A 24,341-nucleotide genomic window follows, 5' to 3' on the forward strand; every position below is an offset into this window, starting at 1 on the left:
TCTCGCCGATGTCGCCAAGGCGCTGCTGCATCAGGTGCCGCACGTCGGCCTGACCATCGATCCCATCGAAGGGCGCGGCTTTGAGTATCACACCGGCGTCGGCTTCACTCTTTTCGCCCGCACGGTGCGCGGCGAATTGGGGCGTGGCGGGCGCTATCGGGCCGGGCCGGAGCAGAGCGAGGCTTCGACCGGCGTGACGCTGGAGATGGACGCGATCCTGCCCGCCGTGCCCGCACCGCCGCCGCGCAAGCGCCTCTTTTTGCCTGTTGGAACGCCAATCGACGTAGGCCCCCGCGCCCGCGCCGAGGGCTGGATCACGATTGCCGGGCTTGACCCGTTGGAAGCGGTTGACGAAACCGCAAAGCGCCTAAACTGCCACGCAATTTTCCGGGGCGGTCGTATTATCGAGCTTGAGGAACGCGCATGAGCCACGTTGTTGTAGTCGGCTCCCAGTGGGGAGACGAGGGGAAGGGCAAGATCGTCGATTGGCTGTCGGAACGCGCCGATGTGGTCGTGCGCTTCCAGGGCGGCCATAACGCCGGTCACACGCTGGTTATCGACGGGACCGTCTATAAGCTCTCGCTGTTGCCCTCGGGCGTCGTGCGCCAGGGCAAGCTGTCGGTGATCGGCAATGGCGTCGTCGTCGATCCCTGGGCCTTGCTCGCCGAAATCGAACGCATCGCCGCCCAAGGCGTGAAACTGACACCGGAAAACCTGCGCGTCGCCGATAATGCCGCCCTCATTCTGCCGCTGCACGGCGCGATTGACCGGGCGCGCGAAGAGGCGAGCGGCGCGTCGAAAATCGGCACCACTGGGCGCGGTATCGGCCCGGCCTATGAAGATAAGGTTGCCCGCCGGGCGATCCGCGTCTGCGATCTGGCCGATCCGGCGGAACTGGGTCAGAAGCTCGACCGGCTGCTGACCCATCATAACGCGCTGCTGCGCGGCCTGGGCGCGGCGGAGATGGACAAGGCCGAGCTGCTTCAGCAGTTGCTCGATCTCGCCCCGCGCCTACTGCCCTTCGCTGGGCCGGTCTGGCGCTTGCTGGACGCCGCCCATAAGGCCGACAAGCGCATTCTGTTCGAAGGCGCGCAAGGGGCGATGCTGGATGTCGATCACGGCACCTATCCCTTCGTCACCTCGTCCAATACGGTTGCCGGGCAGGCCGCCGCCGGATCGGGCCTCGGGCCGTCGGCGCTGTCCTATGTGCTGGGGATCACCAAAGCCTATACCACCCGCGTCGGCTCCGGCCCCTTCCCGACCGAGCTTACCGATGCCATCGGCGAGCGGATCGGCGCGACGGGTAAGGAATTCGGCGTCGTTACCGGGCGCAAGCGCCGCTGCGGTTGGTTCGATGCCGTCATGGTCCGGCAAGCCATCAAAGTGGGCGGCATCACCGGCATCGCCCTGACCAAGCTGGACGTGCTGGACGGGTTCGACGAACTCAAAATCTGCACCGGCTATCGGTTGGACGGCGAAGAACTGGACTATCTCCCGGCGCTGGCCAGCGCCCAGGCGCGGGTCGAGCGATCTATGAAACCCTCGAAGGTTGGGCCGAAAGCACGCAAGGGGCGCGCTCCTGGGCCGATCTGCCCGCGACGGCGATTAAATACATCCGCCGCCTCGAAGAACTGATCGAAGCGCCGGTCGCCTTGCTCTCCACTAGCCCGGAGCGCGATGATACGATTTTGGTCCGCGACCCGTTCCACCCGTAAAAGGGACGCTACGTGCCCTATACAAGCCCTTGTTTCGTGTCAGATTTTAAGTAATACAGTCTGACACGAAAAACTTGTTGGAACCTAAAGCGATTCCACACAGAATAGGGTCGCACGGGTCTACCCAGTTCCCGCGAAATGCGTTGGGGGAATCAGGATGGCCGTGATGGCAGAATGTGGCACGCGGACGGTGATCGCCGTCGGCCGCCTCTCAGAATGAGTGGCACACGATGGATTTGGCTGAGACGGAAACGCTTGATCTCGAAAACCCTATGGATGCGGCAGCCCCCGCGCCCGTAGAGGAGCGAGACGAGGATACGGAAGGACGCTCGGACGCGGTTGTCGAGCTGAAGCAACGCTTTCTGATCTATTCGGATCAGGCGCTGCCCCAGCTCGATTCAGGCGATTCCTTTGCGTTCCACGCCCAATTGAAGGCAGATACCGCCCGGCCTTTCTTCGCTCTCCTACCGCCCGCCGAAATGCCGGCGCGGACGGAGATGCTGGAGGCGATGCGGAACCTCAATGTGCCCGGCATGCTGAAACTTGCCGAATGGGGCAAGATCTATTGGCCGCCGGAAAAGCGCTACCGCTTCGTTATCGTTCTGGAGCGTCCGGGCGGGGTGCGGGTTTTCCCCGACATCACCGTGCCGCAAGCACCGCTGCAAGAAGAAGAGTTGATCTCGGGCTTCTTGACACCGCTGCTCCCGACGGTCCGCGAGTTTACCGGGCGCATGCTGTCGCACCGGGCCATCCGCCCCAATAATATCTTCTATGCCGATGCGGGCCGCCGCTCGATGGTTTTGGGTGAATGCGTTTCCTCGCCGCCCGCCTACGATCAACCGGCAGTTTTTCGAAACCATCGAAAGCGCGATGGCGCACCCGAGCGCGCGCGGCAATGGCAATAATACCGACGATCTTTACTCGTTGGGCATTACCATGCTGTTCCTGGTTCTGGGCCGTAACCCGGTTTCGGACCTCGATGATGATCGTATTCTCGCCAATAAGATCGAGTTCGGCACTTATGCCACGCTCGTCGGCCAAGCCCGGTTGCCGCTGGCGCTGATGGAGCCCCTGCGCGGGCTGCTCACCGACGATCCGCGTGAGCGCTGGACGCTGCAAGACCTCGATATGTGGCTGGCCGGGCGGCGGCAGTCGCCGAAACAGCCCAAGCTGCCGCAGCGCGCCTCACGCCCCTTCGTCTTCAACGAAGTTGAATATTTCAACACGCGCAGCCTCGCCAATGCTTTGGCGAAGGACTATATCAATGCCGTCACCGTCGTGCGCTCCAAGCAGCTCGACGCCTGGTTGCGCCGCAGCCTGAACGACGAGCCGCGCGCCGAAGCGATGCAGCAGGCGGTTTCCTCCACTGCCAATCACATTAGCGCTGGGCGCGGGTCGGAAGACCGGCTGGTGGCGCGCGCTTGTGTGCCGCTCGATCCGGCAGCCCCGATTCGCTATCGCGGGTTCGGCCTGAACGTCGATGGTATCGGCCCGGCGCTGGCCTCGGCGATGAGCCATCGCGAGCGGCGGCAGTTGATCGCCGAAGTCATTTCCTCGCGCCTGCCGATCCATTGGATTTCGGCGCAAGCCAAACCGCGCCCGGAAGACCTGCGCGCGGTGCAATTGCTCGACCGGCTTCCGGCGATGATCGATAATCCCGCCATCGGGTATGGCGTCGAGCGCTGCCTCTACGAACTCAATCCCGGCGAACATTGCCATAGCCCGATTTTCGAGCGGGAATATGTCGCCGATCTTTCGCACATCGTTCCGGCGCTGGAACGGATGGCGCGGCGCTCCAACCGGCCCGAATCGCCGCTCGATCGCCATATCGTCGCCTTCATCGCCGCCCGCGCGCGGCGGATGAATGAGGATGTGGTGAAATCGCTGCAAAATCCCGATACGGCCACGCGCGCGCTCGCAACCTTGCGCTTGCTCGCCTCCGTGCAGGATCAGACCAATAGCGGCCCGGCCCCAGCCTTGGCGCAGTGGATGGCGGGAATGCTCGGCGGGGTTGTCGGGTCTTTCCACCACCGCAAGCGCCGCGAAAAAATTGGCGAGCGGGTGCGGCGTGCGGCGATGGACGGGCAAATGTCCGAACTTCTGTCGGTCGTCGACGATGAAGCGGAACGCGCCTCCGATACGCGCGGCTTTAACGAAGCCGCCTCGGAATATCGCGCCATCGAATATCAGCTCAAGCAGTTCGAAACCGAAAAGCCGCGCCGGGACGATGAATCCCGCCACTTCGGGGAACAGTTGGCGGCGGCTATCGGTGGATTGCTGGTCAGTGTGGTGACGGCCGTCACCATTTTTGCGACGATGATGTAAAGGGGCTGTTCCGATGGCTGATATGCTGCGACGCCCAGGCCTGAACCGTGGGCAGAAGAAGAAAACCTCCTCCGTGGCACTCTTGGCCTGGATCATCGTGCCGGTGCTGATGGTTTTTGCCTGGAAGGTGGCCATTCTGGTAACGCTCGGCATGCTGCCGACCTTGGTTGCCCTGGTGATCGACCGCCGCCCGGAAAAATATGCGGCCTATTGCGTCGGCGGTTTCAACCTCTGCGGCCTGGTGCCGTGGGTGGTGAAGCTTTTCGTTGATGGTCAAACCGGCCTTGCGCTGCAACATATTATGACCAACCCCTTCTCGTGGCTGGTGATCTATGGGGCGGCGGCAATGGGCTGGTTGGTCTTCTCCTGGACGCCGGAGCTGGTACTGCGCATGACCGCCTTCCGCGACCGCCAGGAAATTTCCTCGCTGCAAAAGCGCCAGGAAACCTTAGTGGAAGAATGGGGGCCGGATATTATTCCGCCGCGTGCCGAAGAGTTCTAAACACTGATATGAAAAACCCCCGCCGAACCTATGTTCGGCGGGGGTTTTCCTTTTCAGCCGCTTTTCAGTGCGACGAGGAAAGATTGAGTAGCAGCTTTCCCGTTTCCAGGAGCCGGGCTTGAACCGACATCTTCCCCCGCATTGGGGGCTGCTGTCCCAGGAACTCAACCCGCATTCGCACCGAAGCGAAGGTGAGACGACGAAAGCCGATTGGGTAAGAGCTTCCCAGTTTCCCAGGACCGGATTTGAACCGGCACCCTTCCGCCCGTAAAGGCGGCTGCTCTACCAAGGAACCCAACCGATATTCGTCTCACCCAACCGCGGGCGACGAAGGCTGGATTGAGGAAATGTGGGTCTGGTCTTAGGGGTGGGATGGCAAATGCCCCCCGCCCCCGGCCAAACTGGTCACAATCCCAGTACCCCAATCCGCATTCGCCCGATGCTCTAGCGCGCCTTGGCAAACTCAAGACGCGCTAAACCGAAGTCTCCTTAATCAAACCCACCCAATCGCCCCCAGACTCCCGGGCGACAAAGCGGTGCATTGCCCCGAACATCCCATCGGTAAAACCGCCGAGGTTGAGAATATCGGCGCGTTCCGGCGCTTGGGACGTCCCCAGGGCCTGAAGATCGATGCAGATCAACCGGGCTTCCGGGTTGCGCGCCTTCACCTCCTCCCAGGCCGCCAACAGCGCGGTACGCTCCGGCTGCGGCGCATCCGCCCAAGATTGATTATCCGAGAGGATAATCACCAGATCCACCGCCGTCCGCAGTTCCACCAACGCCCGCAACGGCGCCGAAACCGCCGTGCCATTACCCTTCAGAGCCGCCAGCCGTGCGTGATTCGTCCCGAAATTCGCCTGCGGATCGAGCGTGATCGGCTGTACCCCCAAATCGAACGGCAGCACGCCAGCCTGCGGATTCTTGCGCAGAATCGCCACCGTCAGCAGCGCAGCCACATCGATGCAGAGGAGCTTCGAACTGGCCGACTGCCGGTCTCCGGTCACGGGCGTCTGCATCGAGGGTGAAATATCCGGGCAAATCACTACCCGCCCCGGCAGTGCCGGAACTTCGGCCAGCGATTCCTCCAAAACCCCCAAGAGGGCAGCCTTGATCAGTTTCGGCACACGGGATTTAAGCGAGGCCAGGGCGATGAGCGCCTGGTGCGGCATGAGCTTGGCTTTCCGCGCCGCTGCCAGATTGCCCAGACGCGCGGCAACCCGCTCGGTCACGCCTGGAACGGCAAAGGCTCCATGCGCCGTCAGCGCATTCAGGTTCACCCGCAGCCCGTGCCAGCCCATCCGCTCGCTAAGCTCGGCCCACTGCGCCCCGGTCAACGGACGATGGGTGAGCCATTCGAAGGGAACCGGCGGCAAAGGCTGCGTCGAGTCCCGCTTCCAGGCCTCAAAGGCGGCAACTTCGGGCGGAAGCGCGGCAAGATCATAAGGCTTGCCGATCAACCACCCGTAGAAGGCGCGCCGCGTCGCATCGGCGGGGCGCGGATGAACCAGCCGCACAATGTCGGCCAAGGACGGGTCTTTTCCCGTCGCCGCCTGAAGCAAAACCGGCATTGGGACTTCCTCCAGCCAGCGCTGCACTAGCCGCTTCGGGCGGGTGCCGAAGGATTTGCGGCCAACCCGGCCCGAACGCACAATCTGAACGAAGGTCCGCAGCATCCGCCCGCTATCGATAACGGCGCGAAACACCGGAACCGACAAATCCGGCGCGGCGCGGGTGAGATAGGCCGTTAACAGGGCCGGCATATCCTTCATCCGGGCCGTGTGGCGGGCGTAAATCGCCGTTTGCGCCACAAAGATCGGATCGACCTGCGCCGCCGCCGCCAGAACCGCCGTAAGTTGATCCTCCGCCTTGCCGTAAAAGCCATCATAGAGCGTGCCTGTGCAGGCCATCTGCGCCAGAAGATGCTCCGCCCCATAGGCATAGGCCAGCGCCCCTTCCTGGTTACGCGAATGCCCTGTCGGCACTGCCGGGGCAAAAAGCTGGGGATTGGCCATCGGAACCTCCTGTCTCACGAATGTGATGAGAACTGCAGGCGGCGTGCCAACCTCCGAACCTTCCCCCCATAATTCTATAAACCATTGTTTTATAGAGAACTATTTTATCGACGGGCGATGCAGGGTGATGACGGGTTTTGAAAATAACGATATAGATTTATCGTATTTTATAGTATGAGATAATCATGTCTCGCCCAACCTGCGTTATTGGCTTTCTGGGGTCCAATCTGGACGCGCGCGGCGGAACCCGCTGGTCCCGCTGGCGGCCCACCATCGGCCTCTGTCATCAGCCGATCTGCGGGTGGACCGGCTGGTTCTTCTGTATCGAACGCCCCATACCGCGCTAGCGAACCAGGTTGTTGCCGACCTTGCCGAGGTTTCACCGGAAACGCGCGTTGACCTGCGCTGCCTGGATTTCGACGACCCGTGGAGTTTTGAGGAGGTTTATGGGCGGCTGCTGGATTTCGCCCGCGCCTATCCTTTCCAGCCCGACCGGGAGGATTATTTAGTCCACATCACGACCGGAACCCATGTTGCGCAGATCTGCCTGTTCTTGCTAACCGAGGCGCGGTTTATGCCGGGGCGCTTGGCGCAGACCTTTCCCGATACCGATGGGCGCGGAGGCGGGCGCGGCAAGTGGGCGGCGATCGATCTTGATCTGTCGCGGTACGATAGCATCGCCCGCCGTTTTGCTGAGGCGGCGCAGGCCGATGCCTCCTTCCTGAAGTCCGGCATTGCCACGCGCAACCCCGCTTTCAATCGGCTGATTGCCGATATTGAAACCGTAGTGTTGGGCAGCCGCGCCCCGATCCTGCTGACAGGGCCGACCGGGGCGGGAAAAACCCAACTCGCGCGCCGCATTTATGCGCTCAAAAAGCTGAAACATCAGGTTTCCGGGGCTTTTGTTGAGGTCAATTGTGCCACCTTGCGCGGCGATGGGGCGATGTCCGCCCTCTTCGGGCATCGGCGCGGGGCTTTCACGGGGGCTATCCAGGACCGCCCCGGCCTGCTGCGCACCGCCGATAAGGGCCTGCTGTTTCTCGACGAGATCGGCGAACTTGGGCTGGACGAGCAGGCCATGATGCTGCGCGCGCTGGAGGAAAAGCGCTTTCTGCCCGTGGGGGCCGATCTCGAAGTCGGTTCGGAGTTTCAGTTGATCGCCGGGACCAACCGCGATTTGGGGACCGCCGTTGCCGCCGGGCGGTTCCGCGAGGATCTCTATGCCCGCCTCAATCTCTGGACCTTCCGTCTGCCCGGCCTTGCCGACCGGCGCGAGGATATCGAACCCAATTTGGCCTATGAGGTGGCGCGGTTCGCCGAGCGCGAGGGCCGCAGCCTGCGCTTTACCCGTGAGGCGGAAGCGCGCTACCTGCGCTTTGCCCTGTCGGATGGGGCGCGCTGGACCGGCAATTTTCGGGATCTTGCGGCAAGCCTCACGCGCATGGGAACCCTTGCCCCCGCCGGACGGATCGATCTTGAAACCGTGGAGGCCGAAATTCTACGGCTAACGGCCTTATGGCAGGGCAGCAGCGGGGGGGCTGCGGAGGATTCGTTAAGCACGCTCGGCTTTGGCCCCGATGCCTTGGATTTGTTCGACCGGGTTCAATTGGCCGAAGTCGTGCGCGTCTGCCGGGCCGCGCGCAGCGCGTCGGACGCGGGGCGCACCCTGTTTTCCGCCTCGCGCAGCCAGCGGCGCAGCACCAATGACGCCGACCGGCTACGCAAATATCTCGCGCGCTTCGGGCTCGATTGGGCAGGGATCACCAGCGGCGGGGCCGCACCACCAGGGCCTTGAAGGCTTCCATCAGCGGGATAATAGAAAAACCAATCGCGGCCATCAGCAACCAGTCGGCAAACGGCAGGGGCTGGAGCCCGAGAAGATCACGCGACCAGGGCACCAATCCCGCCCCGATCTGCAAAACCTGCGTGCCGAGAATGCCCAAAAGCAGCACAGGGTTACTGGCGAACGGGATCGCCAGAACCGAGCGGCGCTCCGAGCGGCTATTGAGGCAATGGGCGTTTTCGAAGCACAACATCAGCCACAGCAAGTTAGTTTGCGCCAGCGCCGGGCTGGCCCCCAAGCTCAGAAGAAGCTGATAGGTTGCAAACGCCACGCCGCCAATCCACAGTCCCGAGAGGCTGACCTGCGTAATCATCAGCGGATCGAACAAAGCCTCGCCGGGCGGGCGCGGGCGACGGTTTAGAATATCCGGCGCGCCTTTCTCGAACGCTAAAGCCACGTCTTGAATGCCGTTGCTCACCAGATTGAGCCACAGCAATTGCACCGCCGTCAGCGGTGGCGGCGTGTTAGTCGCGGTCGCCAGGACGAACAGCAGCACTTCGGCAACGCCGGTTGCAACGGAAAGTTGGATGATTTTGCGGACATTGTCATAGGCCACGCGGCCTTCGGCGATGCCGTTGAGGATGGTGGCGAAACGATCATCGACCAGCACCAGATCGGCCGCTTCCCGCGCCACATCGGTGCCATTGCGGCCCATAGCGATGCCGATATCGGCGGCGCGCAAGGCGGGCGCATCATTCACCCCGTCCCCCGTTACGGCGACCTGATGGCCCAAGCGGCGCAAAGCCTCGACGATTTCCAGCTTTTGCAGTGGCTCAATGCGGGCGAAGACTTTTGCCCGTGCAACGGTTGCATCGAATTCCGCCGTTTCCATCGCGGTCAAAGCGGACCCCGTCACAACCTCGCTGTCCGCCTCGGCGAGCCCCAGGCGGCGGGCAATGGCGAGCGCCGTCAGCGGGTGGTCGCCGGTAATCATCCGCACGTCGATTCCTCCAGTACGGGCGGTTGCAATCGCGCCCGCCGCATCGGGACGGGGCGGATCGATGAGCCCGATCAGGCCGACGAGACGATTTCCCTCAAGATGCGCGGCCCCCAACGGCCCGCTAGGCGCGCCCTCCCCTTCCGCAACGGCAATAACTTTATAGCCCTCAGCGGCTAACCGATTGGCTTCGCCAGACCAGTAAGCGGCATCGCTCTCGGGGCAGAAGCTTAGCAGGGTTTCGAGCGCACCCTTGACGATCACCTGCCCCGCTCCGGCCTTGTCGCGCAGCACTGCCGCAAATTTCCGTTCGGATTCATAGGGTAAGGTTGCAACCACCGCCGAGGCGCTAAAGCCATGATCGGGGCCGGAAGCATCGCCGGTCAGCGTTTCGGACCAGGCCAGCAACGCCACATCCACCGCATCGCCCACCGCCCCAACGCGGCGATTCGCGTCATCCGGGCCGAGCGACGCATCGGTACAATGGCGGGCGAGGGTCGCAAGATCCGTCTCCGAAACGCCCTCCGCCGTCACCACCTCGCCCACGCTCAACTCGTTCAGCGTCAGCGTGCCGGTTTTGTCGGAGGCGATCAGCGTGGCCGACCCCAGCCCCTCCACCGCCGGTAACGCCCGAACGATCACATTGCGCGCCGCCATTCGCCGCACGCTGAGGGAGAGGGCGACGGTAATCGCTACCGGCAAGCCTTCGGGAATGGCCGAAACCGCCAGCGCAATCGCCACCACCATCACCTCGATCAAAGGCGCGCCGCGCAGGGTTTCTACCAGCGCGATCAGCGCGATCACCCCCAAAATCGCAATCCCGAACACGCGGGTGAACTGGGCGAGGCGCGCGGTGAGCGGCGGTTGCGGGGCCGGGGCCAAGCGCAGGGAGGCTGAGATTTTACCGATTTCCGTGGCTTCTGCCGTCGCCACCACCAGCCCCAGCGCGCGGCCCGTTTGCACGAGGCTTCCGGCATACAGCAGACTGGCGCGGTCGCCCAAAGCCGCGTCGGGCGCATCGACGCCGGGGGCTTTGGCCGTGGCGACCGATTCGCCCGTGAGCAGGCTTTCATCGGCCTGCAAGCCGGTGGCGGTGAGCAGTTTCAGATCGGCGGGCACGCGCATCCCGGTTTCGAGCTTCACCCGGTCGCCGGGGACGAGATCGATCACGGGGAGCGTTTGCTCCCGCCCATCGCGGATCGCCACCGCCTGCCCGCCGACCATATGGCGCAAGGCATTCGTTTGCCGTTCGGCCCGCCATTCTTGGATCGAGCCGATAAGGGCATTCGTGACGAGCACAAATGCGATAAACCCGGCGTCGGTCACATCGTCCAGAAACACGGCAAGCGCCGCCGCCCCCGCCAGAAGCGCGATGAACGGGCTAACGAACTGGGCGAGGAACACGCGCCAGAACGGCTTTCCCGGCGGTTGCGGTAGTTGATTGGGGCCAACCGCGATCAAGCGTTGGGCGGCCTCATCCGAACTCAGCCCCTCCGCCGGGCTGACGAGCGCGCTTTGGCACGCCTCGGGGGTTTGGGAAAAAGCGGTGGGCAAAAAAGCGGGGGGCGTTTGGATCATCCCGCCAGTCTAACAGGAGTCCAAGACGCTATGATTGATCTTGCTCAAATTCCGCGAGATAGGTGCCGATCAATCGATCCAGCGTTGCAAAATCCGCCTCGGCGAGCCCCGCGACCAAGCGCGATTGGGTTGCCACATGGCTCGTTACCGCCGCCTCGATGAGATCAAAGCCAGTCGGCGTGAGGCTAACGATCACGCTGCGCCCGTCCTGCGGGTTGGCCGTGCGTGCCACCAGCCCCATTTTTTCAAGTTGATCGATTCGGCTGGTCAGCGTGCCGGAGGTAATCATCATCGTCGCCAGCAAATCGCCCGGCGAGAGCGCAAAGGGCTCCCCCGAACGGCGCAAGGTGGCGAGCACGTCGAAATTAGCCGCCGTCAGCCCGTGTTTTGCCAGATTGGCGTCAATCGCGCCGCGCAAATGGCCCATCAGCCGCGCCATACGACCAAAGAGCCCCATCGCGCTTACGTCCAAGTCGGGACGTTCGGCCCGCCATTGGGCCAGAATTTTATCGACATGATCCATCGGGGTAGTTGAGCGGTGATTTATCTTGATGTCAAGATATTTGAAACTATCTTGACATCAAGATAAAAGGAGCCCCCCACCATGCCCCGCAGCGCCGACTTGGCCCTGACTGCCCTCGCCCCGGCGATCTGGGGCAGCACCTATATTGTGACGACGCAACTGCTGCCGCCCGATCATCCGCTCTGGGTGGCCTTAGTGCGCGCGCTCCCGGCAGGGCTCCTGCTGCTGCTGATCGTGCGGCACCTGCCGCGCGGGATTTGGTGGGGCCGGGTGTTTATTCTCGGCGCACTGAATTTTTCGATCTTCTGGGCGCTGCTGTTCGTCAGCGCCTATCGGCTGCCGGGCGGTGTGGCGGCGACGGTAGGGGCGATCCAGCCGTTGATCGTGATTGGATTGGAGCGGCTGTTCTTCAAAGCGCCAGTGCGGGGACTGTCGATTCTTGTTGGGTTGATCGGGATTACGGGGGTTGCCCTGCTGGTCTTAACGCCGAACGCCGTGCTCGACCCGATTGGCGTCGCTGCCGGGCTGGGCGGCGCGCTGTCGATGGCGGCGGGAACCGTCTTCAGCCGCTATTGGCGACCGCCCGTCTCGGCCCTCACCTTCACCGCCTGGCAACTCACGGCGGGTGGGCTGCTGCTGGTGCCCCTCGCGCTGCTGTTCGAACCCACCCTACCGCTGCCGACGGGCCGAAACCTTCTTGGCTTTGCTTACCTCGGCCTGGTCGGCGCGGCGCTGACCTATCTGCTCTGGTTCCGGGGCCTTGCGCGGCTGAAACCCTCAATCGTCGCGCCCCTGGGCTTCCTCAGCCCCTTGATGGCCGTGCTGCTCGGTTGGAGCCTACTCGGCCAAGCGCTCACCCCGGCGCAACTGGCGGGGGTGGCCGTGGTCTTGGGCAGCGTTTGGCTCAATCAGCGCCTGAGCGTGAAAAACTAGGCCAACGGATCGGGCGCGATCATCTTTTCCGGACGCACCAGCGCGTCGAACTCGGCATCGGTCACATAGCCGCCGCCCACGGCCTCGTCGCGCAGGGTGGTGCCGTTGCGATGGGCGGTTTTGGCGATTTTCGCGGCGGCGTCGTAGCCAACCTTCGGGGCCAGCGCCGTTACCAGCATCAGTGAGCGGTCCAGCGCGGCCTGGATATTCTCCGTGCGCGGGACGATGCCCGCAACACAATGATCCGTGAAAGAGCGCGCCGCATCGCCGAGCAACTGCACCGACTGAAGAAAATTATAAGCCATAACGGGGTTATAAACGTTCAGCTCGAAATGCCCCTGGCTGCCCGCAAAGGTGAGCGTCGCCTGATTGCCGAAGACTTGACAGCAGACCATCGTCAGCGCTTCGCATTGGGTGGGGTTGACCTTGCCGGGCATGATCGAGGAGCCGGGCTCATTCTCCGGCAACGCCAATTCGCCAAGGCCGGAGCGCGGGCCGGAGCCTAAGAAGCGAATATCATTGGCGATTTTGAACAGGCTGACCGCCACCGTATTGAGCGCGCCGTGGGTCATCACCAACGCGTCGTGGGCGGCGAGGGCTTCGAACTTATTAGGCGCACTGGTGAACGGCAGGCCGGTGAGGTCGGCAATCCGCGCCGCCACCCCTTCGGCGAAGCCAACTGGCGCATTCAACCCCGTGCCGACCGCCGTACCGCCCTGGGCCAATTGCATCAGCAGCGGCAAGGTTTGCTCGATGCGGAAAATGCCGTTTTCCACCTGCTGGGCGTAGCCCGAAAACTCCTGACCCAAGGTGAGCGGCGTCGCATCTTGCGTATGGGTGCGACCAATCTTGATGATTGCCTGCCACGCCACCGCTTTTTCCGCCAAAGCCGCGTGCAGGTGGCGTAGGGCGGGGAGCAGATGCTGCACGGTCTGCACCGCCGCCGCGATATGCATGGCGGTCGGGTAGGTATCGTTCGAGGATTGGCTCATATTGACGTGATCGTTGGGATGCACCGGCTTTTTCGAGCCCATCACCCCGCCCAAAGCCTCAATCGCCCGGTTCGAGATCACCTCATTGGCATTCATATTGGTCTGCGTGCCGGAGCCGGTTTGCCAGACGACCAGGGGGAAATGCGCATCGAGCTTGCCGTCGATCACCTCCTGCGCCGCCGATACAATGGCGTCTTTCAGCCCCGCATCGAGCTTGCCCAGGGCGTGATTGGTTTCGGCGGCGGCGCGCTTGATGACGCCCAAAGCGCGGATAACGGGCACCGGCTGCCGTTCCCAGCCGATCTTGAAATTCCCGATCGAGCGCTGCGACTGCGCCCCCCAATAGACCGAGGCCTCCACCTCAATCGGGCCGAAAGTATCGGTTTCAATCCGCGTTGCCATACCTATGCGCCTTTCTTAAACCGGGGAGCGGTTACAAGGCACCGGGCTTAAACGTCCGTCAAGCGCTTCCGAAACGCCGTTAAGGTCTTTTCCACCCAAGCGACCATGAAGTCGGAAAACTCCTGAATCAACGGCGAGACGGGTACCCCCGCCAGCGTGACCAAATCGAACACCTGCCGGTCGCCCTCAATCTCGAAGGGGCGCAGCACGACGCCCGGCGTTTCGAACTGCATTGCCATCAACTCATTCACCACGGCTACGCCCAGCCCCGCCGTCGCAAAACCGCAGCAGGCGGCGACTGTCATCGCCTCCACTTTCACGCGCGGGCGCACGCCGGCGGTAAGCAACGCCTGTTCGAGCAGATGCCGGGAGGGGCTGTCGCGGCGCAGCATCACCAGCGGCGCATCCTTCAAATCCTCCGGCCCGAAAACCCCTGGTTGCTGCGCCAGCGGGTGTTTGGCCGGAATGATGCAGACCGAGCGCGCTTCGAAGCTGCACAGAATATCGGTCCCCGGATGGCGCACCGGGCGTTTCAGAATGGCCAAATCAAGCGCCCCCGCCGCCACCTGCCCGCCCACGACCTCGTAACGCCCGGCTTGATGTTCGAAGGCGAGCCCCGGATAGCGCGCGCTGAAAGCCCCGCAGATTTGCGGCAATACCTGGAAGCCCAAACTATGGGGCGCGCCAATCCGTAAAGTGGCGGGCGCATCGGCGCGCAGGCGGCTGGCGAGATTAACGATCCGCTCGATACTATCGAAAGCGTTGGCGACCTCGCGGTGCAGTTCCACGGCTTGATCGGTGGCGACCAAGCGCCCGGCCTTGCGCTCGAACAGGCGCAAATCCAACGCCTCCTCCAGTTGCGCCAACTGCTGACTAACGGCGGGCTGGGTAATCGCCAGTCTATCGGCCGCCGCCGTGGCGCTGCCGGTCGCCATAATCGCGCGGAAAACCCGCAGGTGCCGGAGGGTAAGGGTTAGATTTTCCATAAAAACTCGCCAAACAAGGGAGAGGGCGACGGCGAATAATCTCCCCTAATGGGAGCATCAGAACAAACGATTTCCGCATCGGCATGGTCGGGAGCAATAATCTTTCTTACGGGCTCACGCCATCGTTATAAAAGAAGGGCCGGGGAAAATTGCTCGTTTTCATTATTCGGCGGCTGCTGCAAAGCTGCGTCGTTATCCTGGCGGTCTCGCTGATCGTTTTCGTCGGCCTCTACGGCGTCGGCGATCCGAGCCTGCTGCTGATCGACCCCGATGCCAGCGCCGCCGAGCGCGACCAGGCGATTGCCATGCTCGGCCTCGATAAGCCGCTTTATGCCCAATATGGCACCTTCCTATGGAACGCGCTGCACGGCGATTTGGGCCGCAGCTTCGTTTATAACGAGCCCTCCATCAGCCTTATTCTCAACCGCCTGCCCGCGACGCTGGAACTGGCGTTCGTTGCGCTGATTCTGGCGGTCGGCATCGGCATTCCGCTTGGGCTGTGGGCGGGGTTGAAGGGTGATGGGCCGGTGGACCGCACCATCGTGACGGGCTCGATTTTCGGCTTCAGCCTGCCGAGCTTCTGGCAAGGCATGATGCTGGTGTGGATTTTCGCCGTGCTGCTCGGCTGGTTGCCCTCCAACGGGCGCGGCGAATTGGGCGAGATTTTCGGGATCAAAACCAGCCTTGCCACGCTGGACGGTTGGCGGCACCTGATTTTGCCCGCGATCAACCTCGCCCTGTTTAAAACCGCCCTCCTCATCCGCCTCACCCGCGCCGGGGTGCGTGAAGCCCTCGTGCTGGATTTCGTGAAATTCGCCCGCGCTAAGGGCCTGCGCGAGAACCGCATTATCGGGGTGCATGTGCTGAAATATATCCTTGTGCCCATCGTGACCGTCACCGGGCTGGAGTTCGGGCAGTTGGTGGCCTTTGCCACCGTGACCGAAACCGTTTTCGCCTGGCCGGGCTCGGGCAAGCTCATCATCGACAGTATCTATAAGCTCGACCGGCCCGTGGTGGTCGCTTACCTGATGGTCGTGGTGGCGATGTTCATCACCATCAATCTGCTGGTCGATATCCTCTATTCCGCGCTCGATCCGCGCGTGCGCTTGGCGGAGAAACGCTGATGGCCGGAAATATCGCCCGCGTCGCCCGCCAGTTCGCAGGCTCGCCCTTCGCCGTGGTCGCCGCCACGATTGTCGCCCTGCTGCTGCTGACCGCCGTTTTCGGCCCGTCGCTAGTGCCGCAGAACCCCTATAATCTCGCCGAACTGGGTATGGCCGATAATATGCTGCCCCCCGGCGCGCAGGCCGAAGCGGGCTTTACCCTGCTGCTCGGCGCCGACGGCCAGGGCCGCGATATGCTCTCGACGATGGTGTACGGGTTGCGTACCAGCATCGCCGTGGGCATTTCGGCCTGTTTTGTCGCCGTCGCTTTCGGCACGATCCTGGGCCTGATCGCGGGCTATGTCGGCGGGCGCACCGAGACGGTCATTATGCGCCTTGTCGATTTCATGCTGAGCTTTCCGACCATTCTGATCGCGTTGATGATTATGGCGATGCTCGGCCAGGGCTTGGCGAAACTCATCTTCGCGCTGATCTTGGTGCAATGGGCCTATTTCGCCCGCGTCGTCCGGGGGGCCGCCCTAGTCGAGCGCTCGAAGGATTATATCGAAGCCGCGCGCTGCCTGCGGTTGGGGCCGGTGCGCATCATCCTCGGGCATTTGCTGCCCAACTGCCTGCCGCCGGTGATTGTGGTGGGAACACTGCAAATCGCCTCGGCGATTGCCACCGAAGCCACTCTTTCTTTCCTCGGCATTGGCTTGCCGATCACCGAACCCTCGCTGGGGCTGCTGATTGCCAATGGCTATGAGCATCTGCTGACCGGCAAATATTGGGTCGCGGTCTTCCCCGGCGTGCTGCTGCTGGTGCTGATTTTCAGCATCAATATCGCGGGCGACCGGCTACGCGAGATCCTTAACCCACGCCTGCAAGGACGTTAGAGCGATGGGCGAAACCCTTCTTTCCGTTCGCGGTCTTGTGACCGAATTTCCCACGGCCAAGGGCCCGGCCCGCGCGGTCGATCATGTTTCCTTCGATCTTCAGCGCGGCGAAATCCTTGGGTTGGTGGGCGAAAGCGGCTCCGGCAAAAGCGTTACCGGCTTTTCCATTATGGGGCTCGTGGAGCCGCCGGGACGGGTTACGGCCGGTAATGTGTTCTTCAACGGCCAAGACCTGCTAACGCGGCCCAAGGAGGCGATGCGCCAATTGCGCGGCAACCGCATCGCCATGATCTTCCAAGACCCGATGATGACGCTGAACCCCGTGTTGCGCATCGACACGCAGATGATCGAAACCTTGCAGGCCCATAGCGACATCAGCCGCGACGCCGCCCGCGCCCGGTCCCGCGAGGTATTGGCGAAAGTCGGCATTCCCTCGCCGGACGAACGGCTGCTGTGCTACCCGCACCAACTTTCGGGCGGGATGCGACAGCGGGTGGCGATTGCCATTGCCCTGCTGCTCGACCCCGATCTGATTATCGCCGATGAGCCGACAACCGCGCTGGACGTGACCATTCAGGCGCAGATTCTGTTCGAAGTGCAAAACCTCTGCCGCGTCACCGGAACCGCGCTCATCTGGATCAGTCATGATCTCGGCGTCGTCGGCGGGCTCGCGGATCGAATCGCGGTGATGTACGCCGGGCGAATCGTGGAACTCGGCCCGACCGACGCCACCCTCGCCGCGCCGCTGCACCGCTATACGGAAGGGCTGCTGCACTCGCTGCCGGGGCGCAATCGGCGCGGGGAGCGGCTGCGGCAGATTTCCGGCATGACCCCGGCCTTGATCGATCTGCCGAAAGGCTGCGCCTTCGCCCCCCGCTGCGCCCAAGCCGATGGTGCCTGCGACGCGCGGCCCCCGCTGCTCGATTTTCCGGGGCAGCGCCAGGCCGCTTGCTTTCATCCCGTTGCTTTGGAGGCGTTATGACCGCCCCGATTTTAGAGATTGAGCGCGTTACCAAGCGTTTCGAAAATAAACTCGATCTTGCCGGTAAACTCGCCCGCCGCCTCGGCGCGACGGTGGAGGAAAACACCGTTCACGCCCTCGATAGCGTCTCCCTCACGGTTCAGCCCGGCGAAGTGGTCGGGTTGGTGGGGGAAAGCGGGTGCGGCAAGTCTACCTTGGGGCGCATCGCCGCCGGGATCATGCCGCTGTCCGAAGGCGCGGTGCGCTACCACGGCAAGCCGGTGGGGGCGGATAAGTCGGGCCTTGGGATTCAGATGATTTTCCAAGACCCGATGTCCTCCCTCAACCCGCGCAAGAAGGTGATCGACGCCATTGGCGAGGCGGCCCTGTATCATGGGTTGGTGGCGCGGCGGGAGCTGGAAGCCTATGTGGTCGATCTGATGGATCAGGTCGGGCTCGACCCCAATTTTCGCCACCGCTACCCGCATCAATTCTCCGGCGGCCAGCGTCAGCGCATCGGCATTGCGCGCGCGCTGGCGGTGAAGCCCGATTTTCTGGTCTGCGACGAATCGGTCGCCGCGCTCGATGTCTCCATTCAAGCCCAAGTGCTGAACCTATTTATGGATTTGCGCGCAGCGCGCGGGCTAACCTATCTGTTCATCAGCCATGATCTTGCCGTGGTCGAACATATCGCCGACCGCGTGGCGATCCTCTACCTTGGGCGGTTGGTAGAACTGGCGCGGACCGAAGATTTGTTCGCCAATCCCCGCCACCCCTATGCGCAGGCGCTACTGTCGCAAATCCCGCGCGTCGATGGCGGGCGGCAGGTGTTTGCGCCGGTGAAGGGCGAGATTCCCTCGCCGCTGCACCCGCCCCCCGGCCTGCCATTTTCACCCCGCGCTGCCCGCTGGCGACCGACCGCTGCCGGATCGAAGCCCCGGCCCTGCGTACCCTCGCCCCCGGCCATCAAGCCGCCTGCCATCTGGCGACTGCCGCATGACGCCCGACATCCTCGATGGGGGCCGAATCCTCCGCTATGCAAACGTGATGGTGCCGATGCGCGACGGCGTGCGCCTGGCCACCGATCTTTATTTGCCCGCGCAAGAGGGCGTTGCGGTCGAAGCGCCGCTACCGCTTCTGCTGGAGCGCACGCCCTACGATAAAACCGCAGCGCCGCTCTCTGAAATCTCGGTCGCCGACCGCACGCCAATGCCGCGCGCCGCTATCGCCGGCCATTTCGCCCGTGCCGGCTATGCCGTGGCGATTCAGGATTGCCGGGGCCGCTATGCGTCGGAAGGCAGTTTTAGCAAATATACCGGCGAGGCCGCCGATGGGGCCGATACGCTGGCCTGGGCGGTTGCGCAACCTGGTGCGACGGGCGGATTGCGACCTGGGGGCTGTCCTACGGAGCCCACGCGCAAATGGCCCTCGCCTGCCTCAATCCCCCCGGTCTGGTGGGCATGCTGCTCGATAGCGGCGGTTTCGCCAATGCCTTTCAGGGCGGCATTCGTCAGGGTGGCGCGTTCGAGTTGAAGCAAGCGACCTGGGCGTTTAAGCACGCGCGCCTCAGCCGAACCGCAAAGGCCGATCCCCTGATCGCCGCCGCCCTGGACGCCGAAAACATCACCGACTGGTTCCACCGACTGCCCTGGAAGCCGGGCCACAGCCCGTTACGCTGGGTGCCGGAGTATGAAGACTATTTCTTCAGCCAGTGGCAGGCGGAAAGCTTCGATGAAAGCTGGCAGAAACCCGGCCTTTACGCCCTCGGCCATGTCGACGCGATCCCCGATGTTCCGATTCTGCTGATCTCAAGCTGGTACGATCCCTACCCGCGCTCGGCGGCGGAGAATTTCGTAGCCCTCACGGGCAGCAAGCGCACGAGTCCCGCCTTTCTGGTGCTCGGCCCCTGGCTGCACGGTCGGCGCAGTGAGACCCATTCGGGCGATGCCGATTTCGGCCCGGCGGCAACACTCGACGGCACCCTGGCGGAAAATTTTCTTCAGTTTAGGCTGGCGTGGTTCAATCGGCTGTTTGACCGCGCCGCGCCGCCGCCGCCGCCCGCCGTGCGCTACTTCCGCATGGGGGGCGGCACGGGCCGCAAAACCGCTGAAGGCCGCTTGGATCACGGCGGCACGTGGATGCAGGCCGACACCTGGCCGCCGAGCGCAACGACGCAGGATTTCTTCCTAACCAAAGACGGCGGCTTTTCCCGCGAGGCACCTGAAGACGTCGTGCGCTATCGCAGTTACCTGTCCGACCCCGCCCATCCGGTCCCCAGCATCGGCGGGGCGATTACCTCCGGCGCGCCGATTATGGAGGGCGGCGGCTTCGATCAGCGCGAAGAAGCGCGCTTCTTCGGCTCCCGCGCCCCCTATCTACCCCTCGCCAGCCGCGCCGACGTGCTGGTGTTCGAAACCGCGCCGCTCGCCGAGGATTTAGACGTGACCGGGCCGATTGTGGTCGAGCTTTTCGTACAATCTTCTGCCCCGGACGTGGACCTGTGTATTAAGCTCATCGACGTGTACCCGCCCTCGCCCGATTATCCGCAAGGGTTCGCCCTCAATCTGACCGACGGTATTCAACGCTGCCGCTTTCGCGACGGCTGGGAGGTGCCTCAGCCGATGGAGCCTGATCGTATCTACCGCGTGCGGGTCGAAGCCTTTCCCACCGCCAACCTGTTCAAAGCCGGGCACCGCCTGCGCCTCGATATTGCCAGTTCCAACTTCCCCCATTTCGACGTGAACCCGCAGACCGGCGCCCCCCGCCTGGAAAAGCGGCCCGACCCAAACCGCCACCGTGCGGATCTATCTAGACGCGGCGCACCCGTCGCGCCTGCTGCTGCCCGTCAATCCCACTGCAACGCCGCTGCTTAACCAAACTCAGGGAGATGAATGATGAATTTTCGATGGATGCGCCCGCTGGCCCTCGGCATCGGCCTCACCGCCGCCCTGACCGGCGGCACGGCCTTGGCCCAAGCCCCCGACCTGATTATCGCGCGCGGCAACGAGCCCGTCTCGATGGACCCGCAGTTCGCCCGCACCGGCAATAACCAGATGACCGCCGCCCATATTTTCGAGCGCCTCGCCGGGGTCGATGAGAATATGCGCGCGACGCAGCAGTTGGCGCTGTCGTGGAAGGCGCTCTCGCCGCTGGTGTGGGAAGTAAAACTTCGTCCCGGTGTGACTTTCCACGATGGCAGCCCGTTTACGGCGGAAGACGTGGTGTTTTCGCTCCAACGCCCGCCAACCATTCCGAATTCTCCTGCGTCCTTCGCCCCCTCGGTCGCCGGGATCGAGAAAATGGAGATTATCGACCCGCTTACCCTGAAGATCACCTCGAAAACTCCCGATCCTTTGTTCGTGAACGAAATCGGCCGGGTGTTCATCGTTTCGAAAAAGGCCGCCGAGGGCGCTACCAACGATCAATTCAACAAAGGCACCGCCACCATTGGCACCGGCCCCTATAAGTTTGTCGATTGGACGCCGGGCGGGCAGCTCAACCTCGTGCGCTACGATGGCTACTGGGGCAAAAAGGCCGAGTTCGAGCGGGTACAACTGCGCTTCATCAGCAATGCCGCCTCCCGCGTGGCCGCGCTGAAGGCGGGCGACGTGCAGATGATCGATCTGGTCCCGCCGAACTTTGTGGAAGAGCTGAAGAAAGACGCGAATATTCAGGTCGCCGAAGCCGATTCGCTGCGCCTAATCTATCTCGCCCTCGATAGCGCCCGCGACGTCAGCCCCTTCCTCACCGATTTGGATGGAAAGGCGTTGACCAGCAACCCGCTCAAAGACGTGCGCGTGCGCCAAGCCCTGTCGAAACTGATCGACCGGCCCCGCCTGATCGAGCGCGTGTTGACCAATGCCGGAACCGCGTCCGGGCAAATGGTGCCGGAAGGCGTATTCGGCTATAATCCCGACCTGAAGCCGACCGCCTTCGACCCCGAGGGCGCAAAGAAACTGCTGGCCGACGCAGGCTGGCCGAAGGGGTTCGGCATAACTTTGCACGGCTCCAACGACCGTTTTGCGCAAGACAGCAATATCACCCAAACCATCGGCCAGCTTTTCGCGCGCGGTGGATTGAAGGTGAACGGCATTCAAAGCCTGCCCTATAGTGTTTTCGCCAAAGCGGCGACGGCGGGCGAGTATTCCGCCTTCCTCTTCAGCTACGGTTCGACCACCGGCGAAGCCTCCGCCGGGCTCGATAGCGTGCTGCACAGTTTCGATAAGGAAAAGGGCCTCGGCGGCAACAACCGCACGCGCTATTCCAATGCAGCTTTCGATGCGCTGCTCGAACAGGGCATGGCCGAGTTCGACGATGCGAAGCGCGAAAAGCTCCTGCAGCAGGCCAGCAAAATCGTCTTCGACGACGTCGGCATTCTTCCGCTCTACTGGCAGAAAGTGGCCTGGGCGACGCGCAAGGGCTTCGTTTACCAGGGCCGCCGCGACGAACATACGGTTGCCATGAATGTTAGCCGCCAATAGGCGGCGGGGAATGTCAGCCGCAAATAAGGCTGCGGTTCGCGTTGCGCTGGCGGGTCAGTCCCTGATCCGCCACGATCCGCTTCCGGGGGCCGGGGCTGAAACCCTGGCTCTCGCAGAGCTGCTGCGCGGCTGCGATGCCGCCTTCACCAATTTCGAAGGCAGCATCGCTGGCCGCTTCGGCGGTTGGCCGATGAAGGATAAGGCCGCCCACGGGATCGCCCCAGCGCTGCTGGACGTTCTCAAGAACTTCGGCTTCACTCATCTCTCCCTCGCCAATAATCACGCGGGCGATTTGGGGCCGAACGGTATTCTCTCGACCCTGGAAGAGACCCACGCGCGCGGCTTTACCGTCGCGGGCACGGGGCCGACGCTAACGGCGGCAACCCAGGCCGGCTTGGGCGGAGGGCTCGCCGTGGTGGCGATGGACGCCGGGCCGTGGGACGCCTCGGTCTATGCGAGCGATGGGGTTGAGGGCGGGCCGGGCCGCCCTGGTGTCAATCGCTTGAAAGTCTCGCGGCGCTTGGGATTACCGCCGGAAGTTCTGGCACAATTCGCCACATTGGCCGCGCAGATGGGGGATAGCCAACGCCTAAAAACCCGTGTGGCCGTGGGCTTCCAGACGCCAACGCCGCCGGGCTGCCAAAGTTTCTTCGGCCTCACGCTCGAAGCCGCCGCTGCGCCGGAAGAGCGTTGGACGATCGATGAGGTCGATCTCGCCCGCCAAGAAGCCGCCATCGCCGCCGCCAAAGCCACGGGCGCGCTGGTCATCGCGTCGCTCCACACGCACCATTGGCCCGCCGATTGGGAGAAGCCCGCGCCCTGGATACCCGGTCTCGCCCGCCACCTGCTCGCAGCGGGGGCCGATCTTTTCGTCGGGCATGGTGCGCCGGTACTGCACGGAATGGATTTGATCGATGGGAAACCCGCCTTCTATGGCCTCGGGAATTTCATGTTCCACTCACAACGCCAAAGCGTGCGCCCGCACCCGTCGCTATGGCGCAGCATTCTCGCGGTGCCAAGCTTTGCGGGCGGGCGATTGATCGGTCTCGACATTCACGCCCTGCGCCTCGGCGGCGGCGATCAGGCCCGCAGCGACGACCGACCGGGGCTGTGGCGCGGCCCCGAGGCGGCGGCATTTCTGCGCGCGTGGCGTGAGGAGACCCCGCCCGCCGGATGGAACGGCGGGGATGGCCTCTTGTCGCTTGCGTTGGGCGGTTAGCTAAAGCGCCGGTTGGCCGTAGCCGCGCGTCAAAAGCACGATCAACGCAAGACCGGTGGGGGCCAGAACCAATGCCCCGTAAAAAATCACCTGCGGGCCAAAGAAGAGCGCGCTTGCAATCAGCGCGAGCAACAGATTGATAACAAAGAGCGTAGGATTATCGATCTGGTCGCGATGGGGTTCGTGCTGCATGGCAAATATCTCAGGCTGATTGCGGCGGTAAGGCGGGGGTTGTAGCAGAGGTGCAGTGCAAAATCACGCCCGATCACAGCCCCCGAGCAAAGCCAGCGTCAGGCCGCCTTCACCCCGCGCAAAAAGCCATCGACCACATCGCGCAGGGCCGCGGCTTGGGTCGTCAGCCCCTGGGCTGCGGCGAGCACCCGACCGGCGGTTTGGCCGGTTTGGCCTGCAACATCGGTAACGCCGCCAATCGTATCGCTGATTTCCTGGGTTCCTTCGGCGGCCTGTTGGACGTTTCGGGCGATTTCTGCGGTTGCGGCGGACTGCTGCTCGACGGCAGCGGCAACGGTTGCCGCAATCTCATTAATATCGGTAATCCGCGTCAGGATGCTATTGATCGCCGCCACCGCTTCCTGCGTTACCGCCTGGGTAGCCCCGATTTGCCGATTGATCTCTTCGGTGGCCTGGGCGGTTTGATTGGCGAGGATCTTCACTTCACTGGCAACCACAGCAAAGCCTTTCCCAGCTTCCCCAGCCCTTGCGGCTTCAATTGTTGCATTCAAGGCCAGGAGATTCGTTTGAGAAGCGATGTCGTCAATCAAGCGCACGACCGCCCCGATCTGTGCTGCATTTTCAAGCAATCCTCGCACGGTCACCGTCGTTACCTGAGCCTCATTGGCAGCGCGTCGGGAAATTTCACTCGAGTGCGCCACCTGTTGGCCAATCTCGCGAATTGAAGAGGATAGCTGGCCT

Annotated in this window: 18 protein-coding genes and 3 pseudogenes; 14 read left to right on the top strand and 7 right to left on the bottom strand. The window is 63.1% G+C overall.

The window, feature by feature from the left end:
• From VZ95_RS06690 to VZ95_RS06710, 5 genes and pseudogenes are all read left to right on the top strand, one after another.
• On the top strand, positions 1–427 hold a 427-nt coding region (locus VZ95_RS06690), incomplete at its 5' end, for an ATP phosphoribosyltransferase regulatory subunit (RefSeq protein WP_045775169.1).
• Positions 424–1,715, top strand: a pseudogene (locus VZ95_RS06695) (adenylosuccinate synthase). The gene VZ95_RS06690 and the pseudogene VZ95_RS06695, both read left to right, overlap by 4 nt.
• Before the next feature lie 230 nt (positions 1,716–1,945).
• The gene (locus VZ95_RS06700) at positions 1,946–2,620 is read left to right on the top strand and encodes a protein kinase family protein (RefSeq protein ID WP_045775170.1); all 675 of its coding nucleotides are present in this window, start codon (positions 1,946–1,948) and stop codon (positions 2,618–2,620) included.
• Positions 2,520–4,040: a protein kinase family protein gene (locus VZ95_RS06705; protein ID WP_156995120.1), complete on the top strand. Its 1,521-nt coding sequence runs from the start codon at positions 2,520–2,522 to the stop codon at positions 4,038–4,040. Before VZ95_RS06700 ends, VZ95_RS06705 begins: the two co-directional genes overlap by 101 nt.
• A 13-nt stretch (positions 4,041–4,053) precedes the next feature.
• Entirely contained in the window at positions 4,054–4,542 is a 489-nt protein-coding gene (locus VZ95_RS06710; RefSeq protein ID WP_052711548.1) for a hypothetical protein, read from the top strand.
• A 473-nt stretch (positions 4,543–5,015) separates the two neighbouring features.
• Here the strand turns inward: VZ95_RS06710 and VZ95_RS06715 are convergent, their stop codons facing one another.
• The gene (locus VZ95_RS06715) at positions 5,016–6,554 is read right to left on the bottom strand and encodes a vWA domain-containing protein (protein ID WP_045775172.1); all 1,539 of its coding nucleotides are present in this window, start codon (positions 6,552–6,554) and stop codon (positions 5,016–5,018) included.
• A gap of 185 nt (positions 6,555–6,739) precedes the next feature.
• Between VZ95_RS06715 and rtcR the strand changes: the two are divergent.
• Positions 6,740–8,349, top strand: a pseudogene (gene rtcR, locus VZ95_RS06720) (RNA repair transcriptional activator RtcR).
• Here rtcR and VZ95_RS06725 read toward each other — a convergent pair.
• Both VZ95_RS06725 and VZ95_RS06730 read right to left on the bottom strand, forming a co-directional pair.
• Positions 8,315–10,912 (bottom strand): cation-translocating P-type ATPase, encoded by a 2,598-nt coding sequence (locus VZ95_RS06725; RefSeq protein WP_052711549.1) that lies wholly within the window; start codon positions 10,910–10,912, stop codon positions 8,315–8,317. The pseudogene rtcR and the gene VZ95_RS06725 sit on opposite strands and share 35 nt — an antisense overlap.
• 28 nt (positions 10,913–10,940) lie before the next feature.
• On the bottom strand, positions 10,941–11,435 hold the full coding sequence (locus VZ95_RS06730; protein WP_045775173.1) for a MarR family winged helix-turn-helix transcriptional regulator: 495 nt from the start codon (positions 11,433–11,435) through the stop codon (positions 10,941–10,943).
• An 81-nt stretch (positions 11,436–11,516) separates the two neighbouring features.
• Here VZ95_RS06730 and VZ95_RS06735 point away from each other — a divergent pair, with 81 nt between their 5' ends.
• Positions 11,517–12,368 (top strand): EamA family transporter, encoded by an 852-nt coding sequence (locus VZ95_RS06735; RefSeq protein ID WP_045775174.1) that lies wholly within the window; start codon positions 11,517–11,519, stop codon positions 12,366–12,368.
• On the opposite strand, the gene fumC is transcribed toward VZ95_RS06735, so the two are convergent.
• Both fumC and VZ95_RS06745 read right to left on the bottom strand, forming a co-directional pair.
• Entirely contained in the window at positions 12,365–13,762 is a 1,398-nt protein-coding gene (gene fumC, locus VZ95_RS06740; protein ID WP_045775175.1) for a class II fumarate hydratase, read from the bottom strand. The two genes, VZ95_RS06735 and fumC, sit on opposite strands and share 4 nt — an antisense overlap.
• Before the next feature lie 47 nt (positions 13,763–13,809).
• Positions 13,810–14,748, bottom strand: coding sequence for a LysR substrate-binding domain-containing protein (locus tag VZ95_RS06745; protein WP_045775176.1), 939 nt, complete (start codon positions 14,746–14,748; stop codon positions 13,810–13,812).
• Between the two features lie 149 nt (positions 14,749–14,897).
• Here VZ95_RS06745 and VZ95_RS06750 point away from each other — a divergent pair, with 149 nt between their 5' ends.
• The 7 genes and pseudogenes from VZ95_RS06750 to VZ95_RS06780 all read left to right on the top strand — a co-directional run bounded on the left by VZ95_RS06750 (position 14,898) and on the right by VZ95_RS06780 (position 23,408).
• Positions 14,898–15,872, top strand: a complete 975-nt coding sequence (locus tag VZ95_RS06750) for an ABC transporter permease (RefSeq protein WP_045775177.1) — start codon at positions 14,898–14,900, stop codon at positions 15,870–15,872.
• Positions 15,872–16,747, top strand: coding sequence for an ABC transporter permease (locus VZ95_RS06755; RefSeq protein ID WP_045775178.1), 876 nt, complete (start codon positions 15,872–15,874; stop codon positions 16,745–16,747). Before VZ95_RS06750 ends, VZ95_RS06755 begins: the two co-directional genes overlap by 1 nt.
• Positions 16,748–16,751: 4 nt before the next feature.
• Entirely contained in the window at positions 16,752–17,729 is a 978-nt protein-coding gene (locus VZ95_RS06760; RefSeq protein ID WP_045775179.1) for an ABC transporter ATP-binding protein, read from the top strand.
• Positions 17,726–18,871 carry an ABC transporter ATP-binding protein gene (locus VZ95_RS06765; protein WP_332308020.1) on the top strand — a complete coding sequence of 382 codons (1,146 nt, stop codon included), beginning with the start codon at positions 17,726–17,728 and terminating at the stop codon, positions 18,869–18,871. The genes VZ95_RS06760 and VZ95_RS06765 overlap by 4 nt, the downstream gene beginning before the upstream one ends.
• A pseudogene (locus VZ95_RS06770) lies at positions 18,765–20,581 on the top strand (CocE/NonD family hydrolase). Before VZ95_RS06765 ends, VZ95_RS06770 begins: the two are co-directional and overlap by 107 nt.
• A gap of 18 nt (positions 20,582–20,599) precedes the next feature.
• The gene (locus tag VZ95_RS06775; protein ID WP_156995122.1) at positions 20,600–22,189 is read left to right on the top strand and encodes an ABC transporter substrate-binding protein; all 1,590 of its coding nucleotides are present in this window, start codon (positions 20,600–20,602) and stop codon (positions 22,187–22,189) included.
• Positions 22,190–22,199: 10 nt separating this feature from the next.
• Positions 22,200–23,408 (top strand): CapA family protein, encoded by a 1,209-nt coding sequence (locus tag VZ95_RS06780; RefSeq protein WP_052711551.1) that lies wholly within the window; start codon positions 22,200–22,202, stop codon positions 23,406–23,408.
• Here VZ95_RS06780 and VZ95_RS06785 read toward each other — a convergent pair whose 3' ends face one another.
• Both VZ95_RS06785 and VZ95_RS06790 read right to left on the bottom strand, forming a co-directional pair.
• A complete protein-coding gene (locus VZ95_RS06785; RefSeq protein ID WP_045775180.1) occupies positions 23,409–23,600 on the bottom strand; it encodes a hypothetical protein in 192 nt (63 codons plus the stop codon). It abuts the gene before it with no gap.
• A gap of 98 nt (positions 23,601–23,698) precedes the next feature.
• Positions 23,699–24,341 (bottom strand): methyl-accepting chemotaxis protein (locus VZ95_RS06790; protein WP_045775185.1); only part of this gene is annotated, 643 nt, incomplete at its 5' end.

The sequence above is a fragment of the Elstera litoralis genome (genome assembly GCF_000963705.1).
GTDB lineage: Bacteria > Pseudomonadota > Alphaproteobacteria > Elsterales > Elsteraceae > Elstera > Elstera litoralis.

Bases quoted from the DNA above. Each gene is read 5' to 3' on its own strand.
- VZ95_RS06700 (WP_045775170.1), top strand. From the start codon at position 1,946: ATGGATTTGGCTGAGACGGAAACGCTTGATCTCGAAAACCCTATGGAT.
- VZ95_RS06710 (WP_052711548.1), top strand. From the start codon at position 4,054: ATGGCTGATATGCTGCGACGCCCAGGCCTGAACCGTGGGCAGAAGAAG.
- VZ95_RS06715 (WP_045775172.1), bottom strand. From the start codon at position 6,554: ATGGCCAATCCCCAGCTTTTTGCCCCGGCAGTGCCGACAGGGCATTCG.
- VZ95_RS06725 (WP_052711549.1), bottom strand. From the start codon at position 10,912: ATGATCCAAACGCCCCCCGCTTTTTTGCCCACCGCTTTTTCCCAAACC.
- VZ95_RS06730 (WP_045775173.1), bottom strand. From the start codon at position 11,435: ATGGATCATGTCGATAAAATTCTGGCCCAATGGCGGGCCGAACGTCCC.
- VZ95_RS06735 (WP_045775174.1), top strand. From the start codon at position 11,517: ATGCCCCGCAGCGCCGACTTGGCCCTGACTGCCCTCGCCCCGGCGATC.
- fumC (WP_045775175.1), bottom strand. From the start codon at position 13,762: ATGGCAACGCGGATTGAAACCGATACTTTCGGCCCGATTGAGGTGGAG.
- VZ95_RS06745 (WP_045775176.1), bottom strand. From the start codon at position 14,748: ATGGAAAATCTAACCCTTACCCTCCGGCACCTGCGGGTTTTCCGCGCG.
- VZ95_RS06755 (WP_045775178.1), top strand. From the start codon at position 15,872: ATGGCCGGAAATATCGCCCGCGTCGCCCGCCAGTTCGCAGGCTCGCCC.
- VZ95_RS06760 (WP_045775179.1), top strand. From the start codon at position 16,752: ATGGGCGAAACCCTTCTTTCCGTTCGCGGTCTTGTGACCGAATTTCCC.
- VZ95_RS06765 (WP_332308020.1), top strand. From the start codon at position 17,726: ATGACCGCCCCGATTTTAGAGATTGAGCGCGTTACCAAGCGTTTCGAA.
- VZ95_RS06775 (WP_156995122.1), top strand. From the start codon at position 20,600: ATGATGAATTTTCGATGGATGCGCCCGCTGGCCCTCGGCATCGGCCTC.
- VZ95_RS06780 (WP_052711551.1), top strand. From the start codon at position 22,200: ATGTCAGCCGCAAATAAGGCTGCGGTTCGCGTTGCGCTGGCGGGTCAG.
- VZ95_RS06785 (WP_045775180.1), bottom strand. From the start codon at position 23,600: ATGCAGCACGAACCCCATCGCGACCAGATCGATAATCCTACGCTCTTT.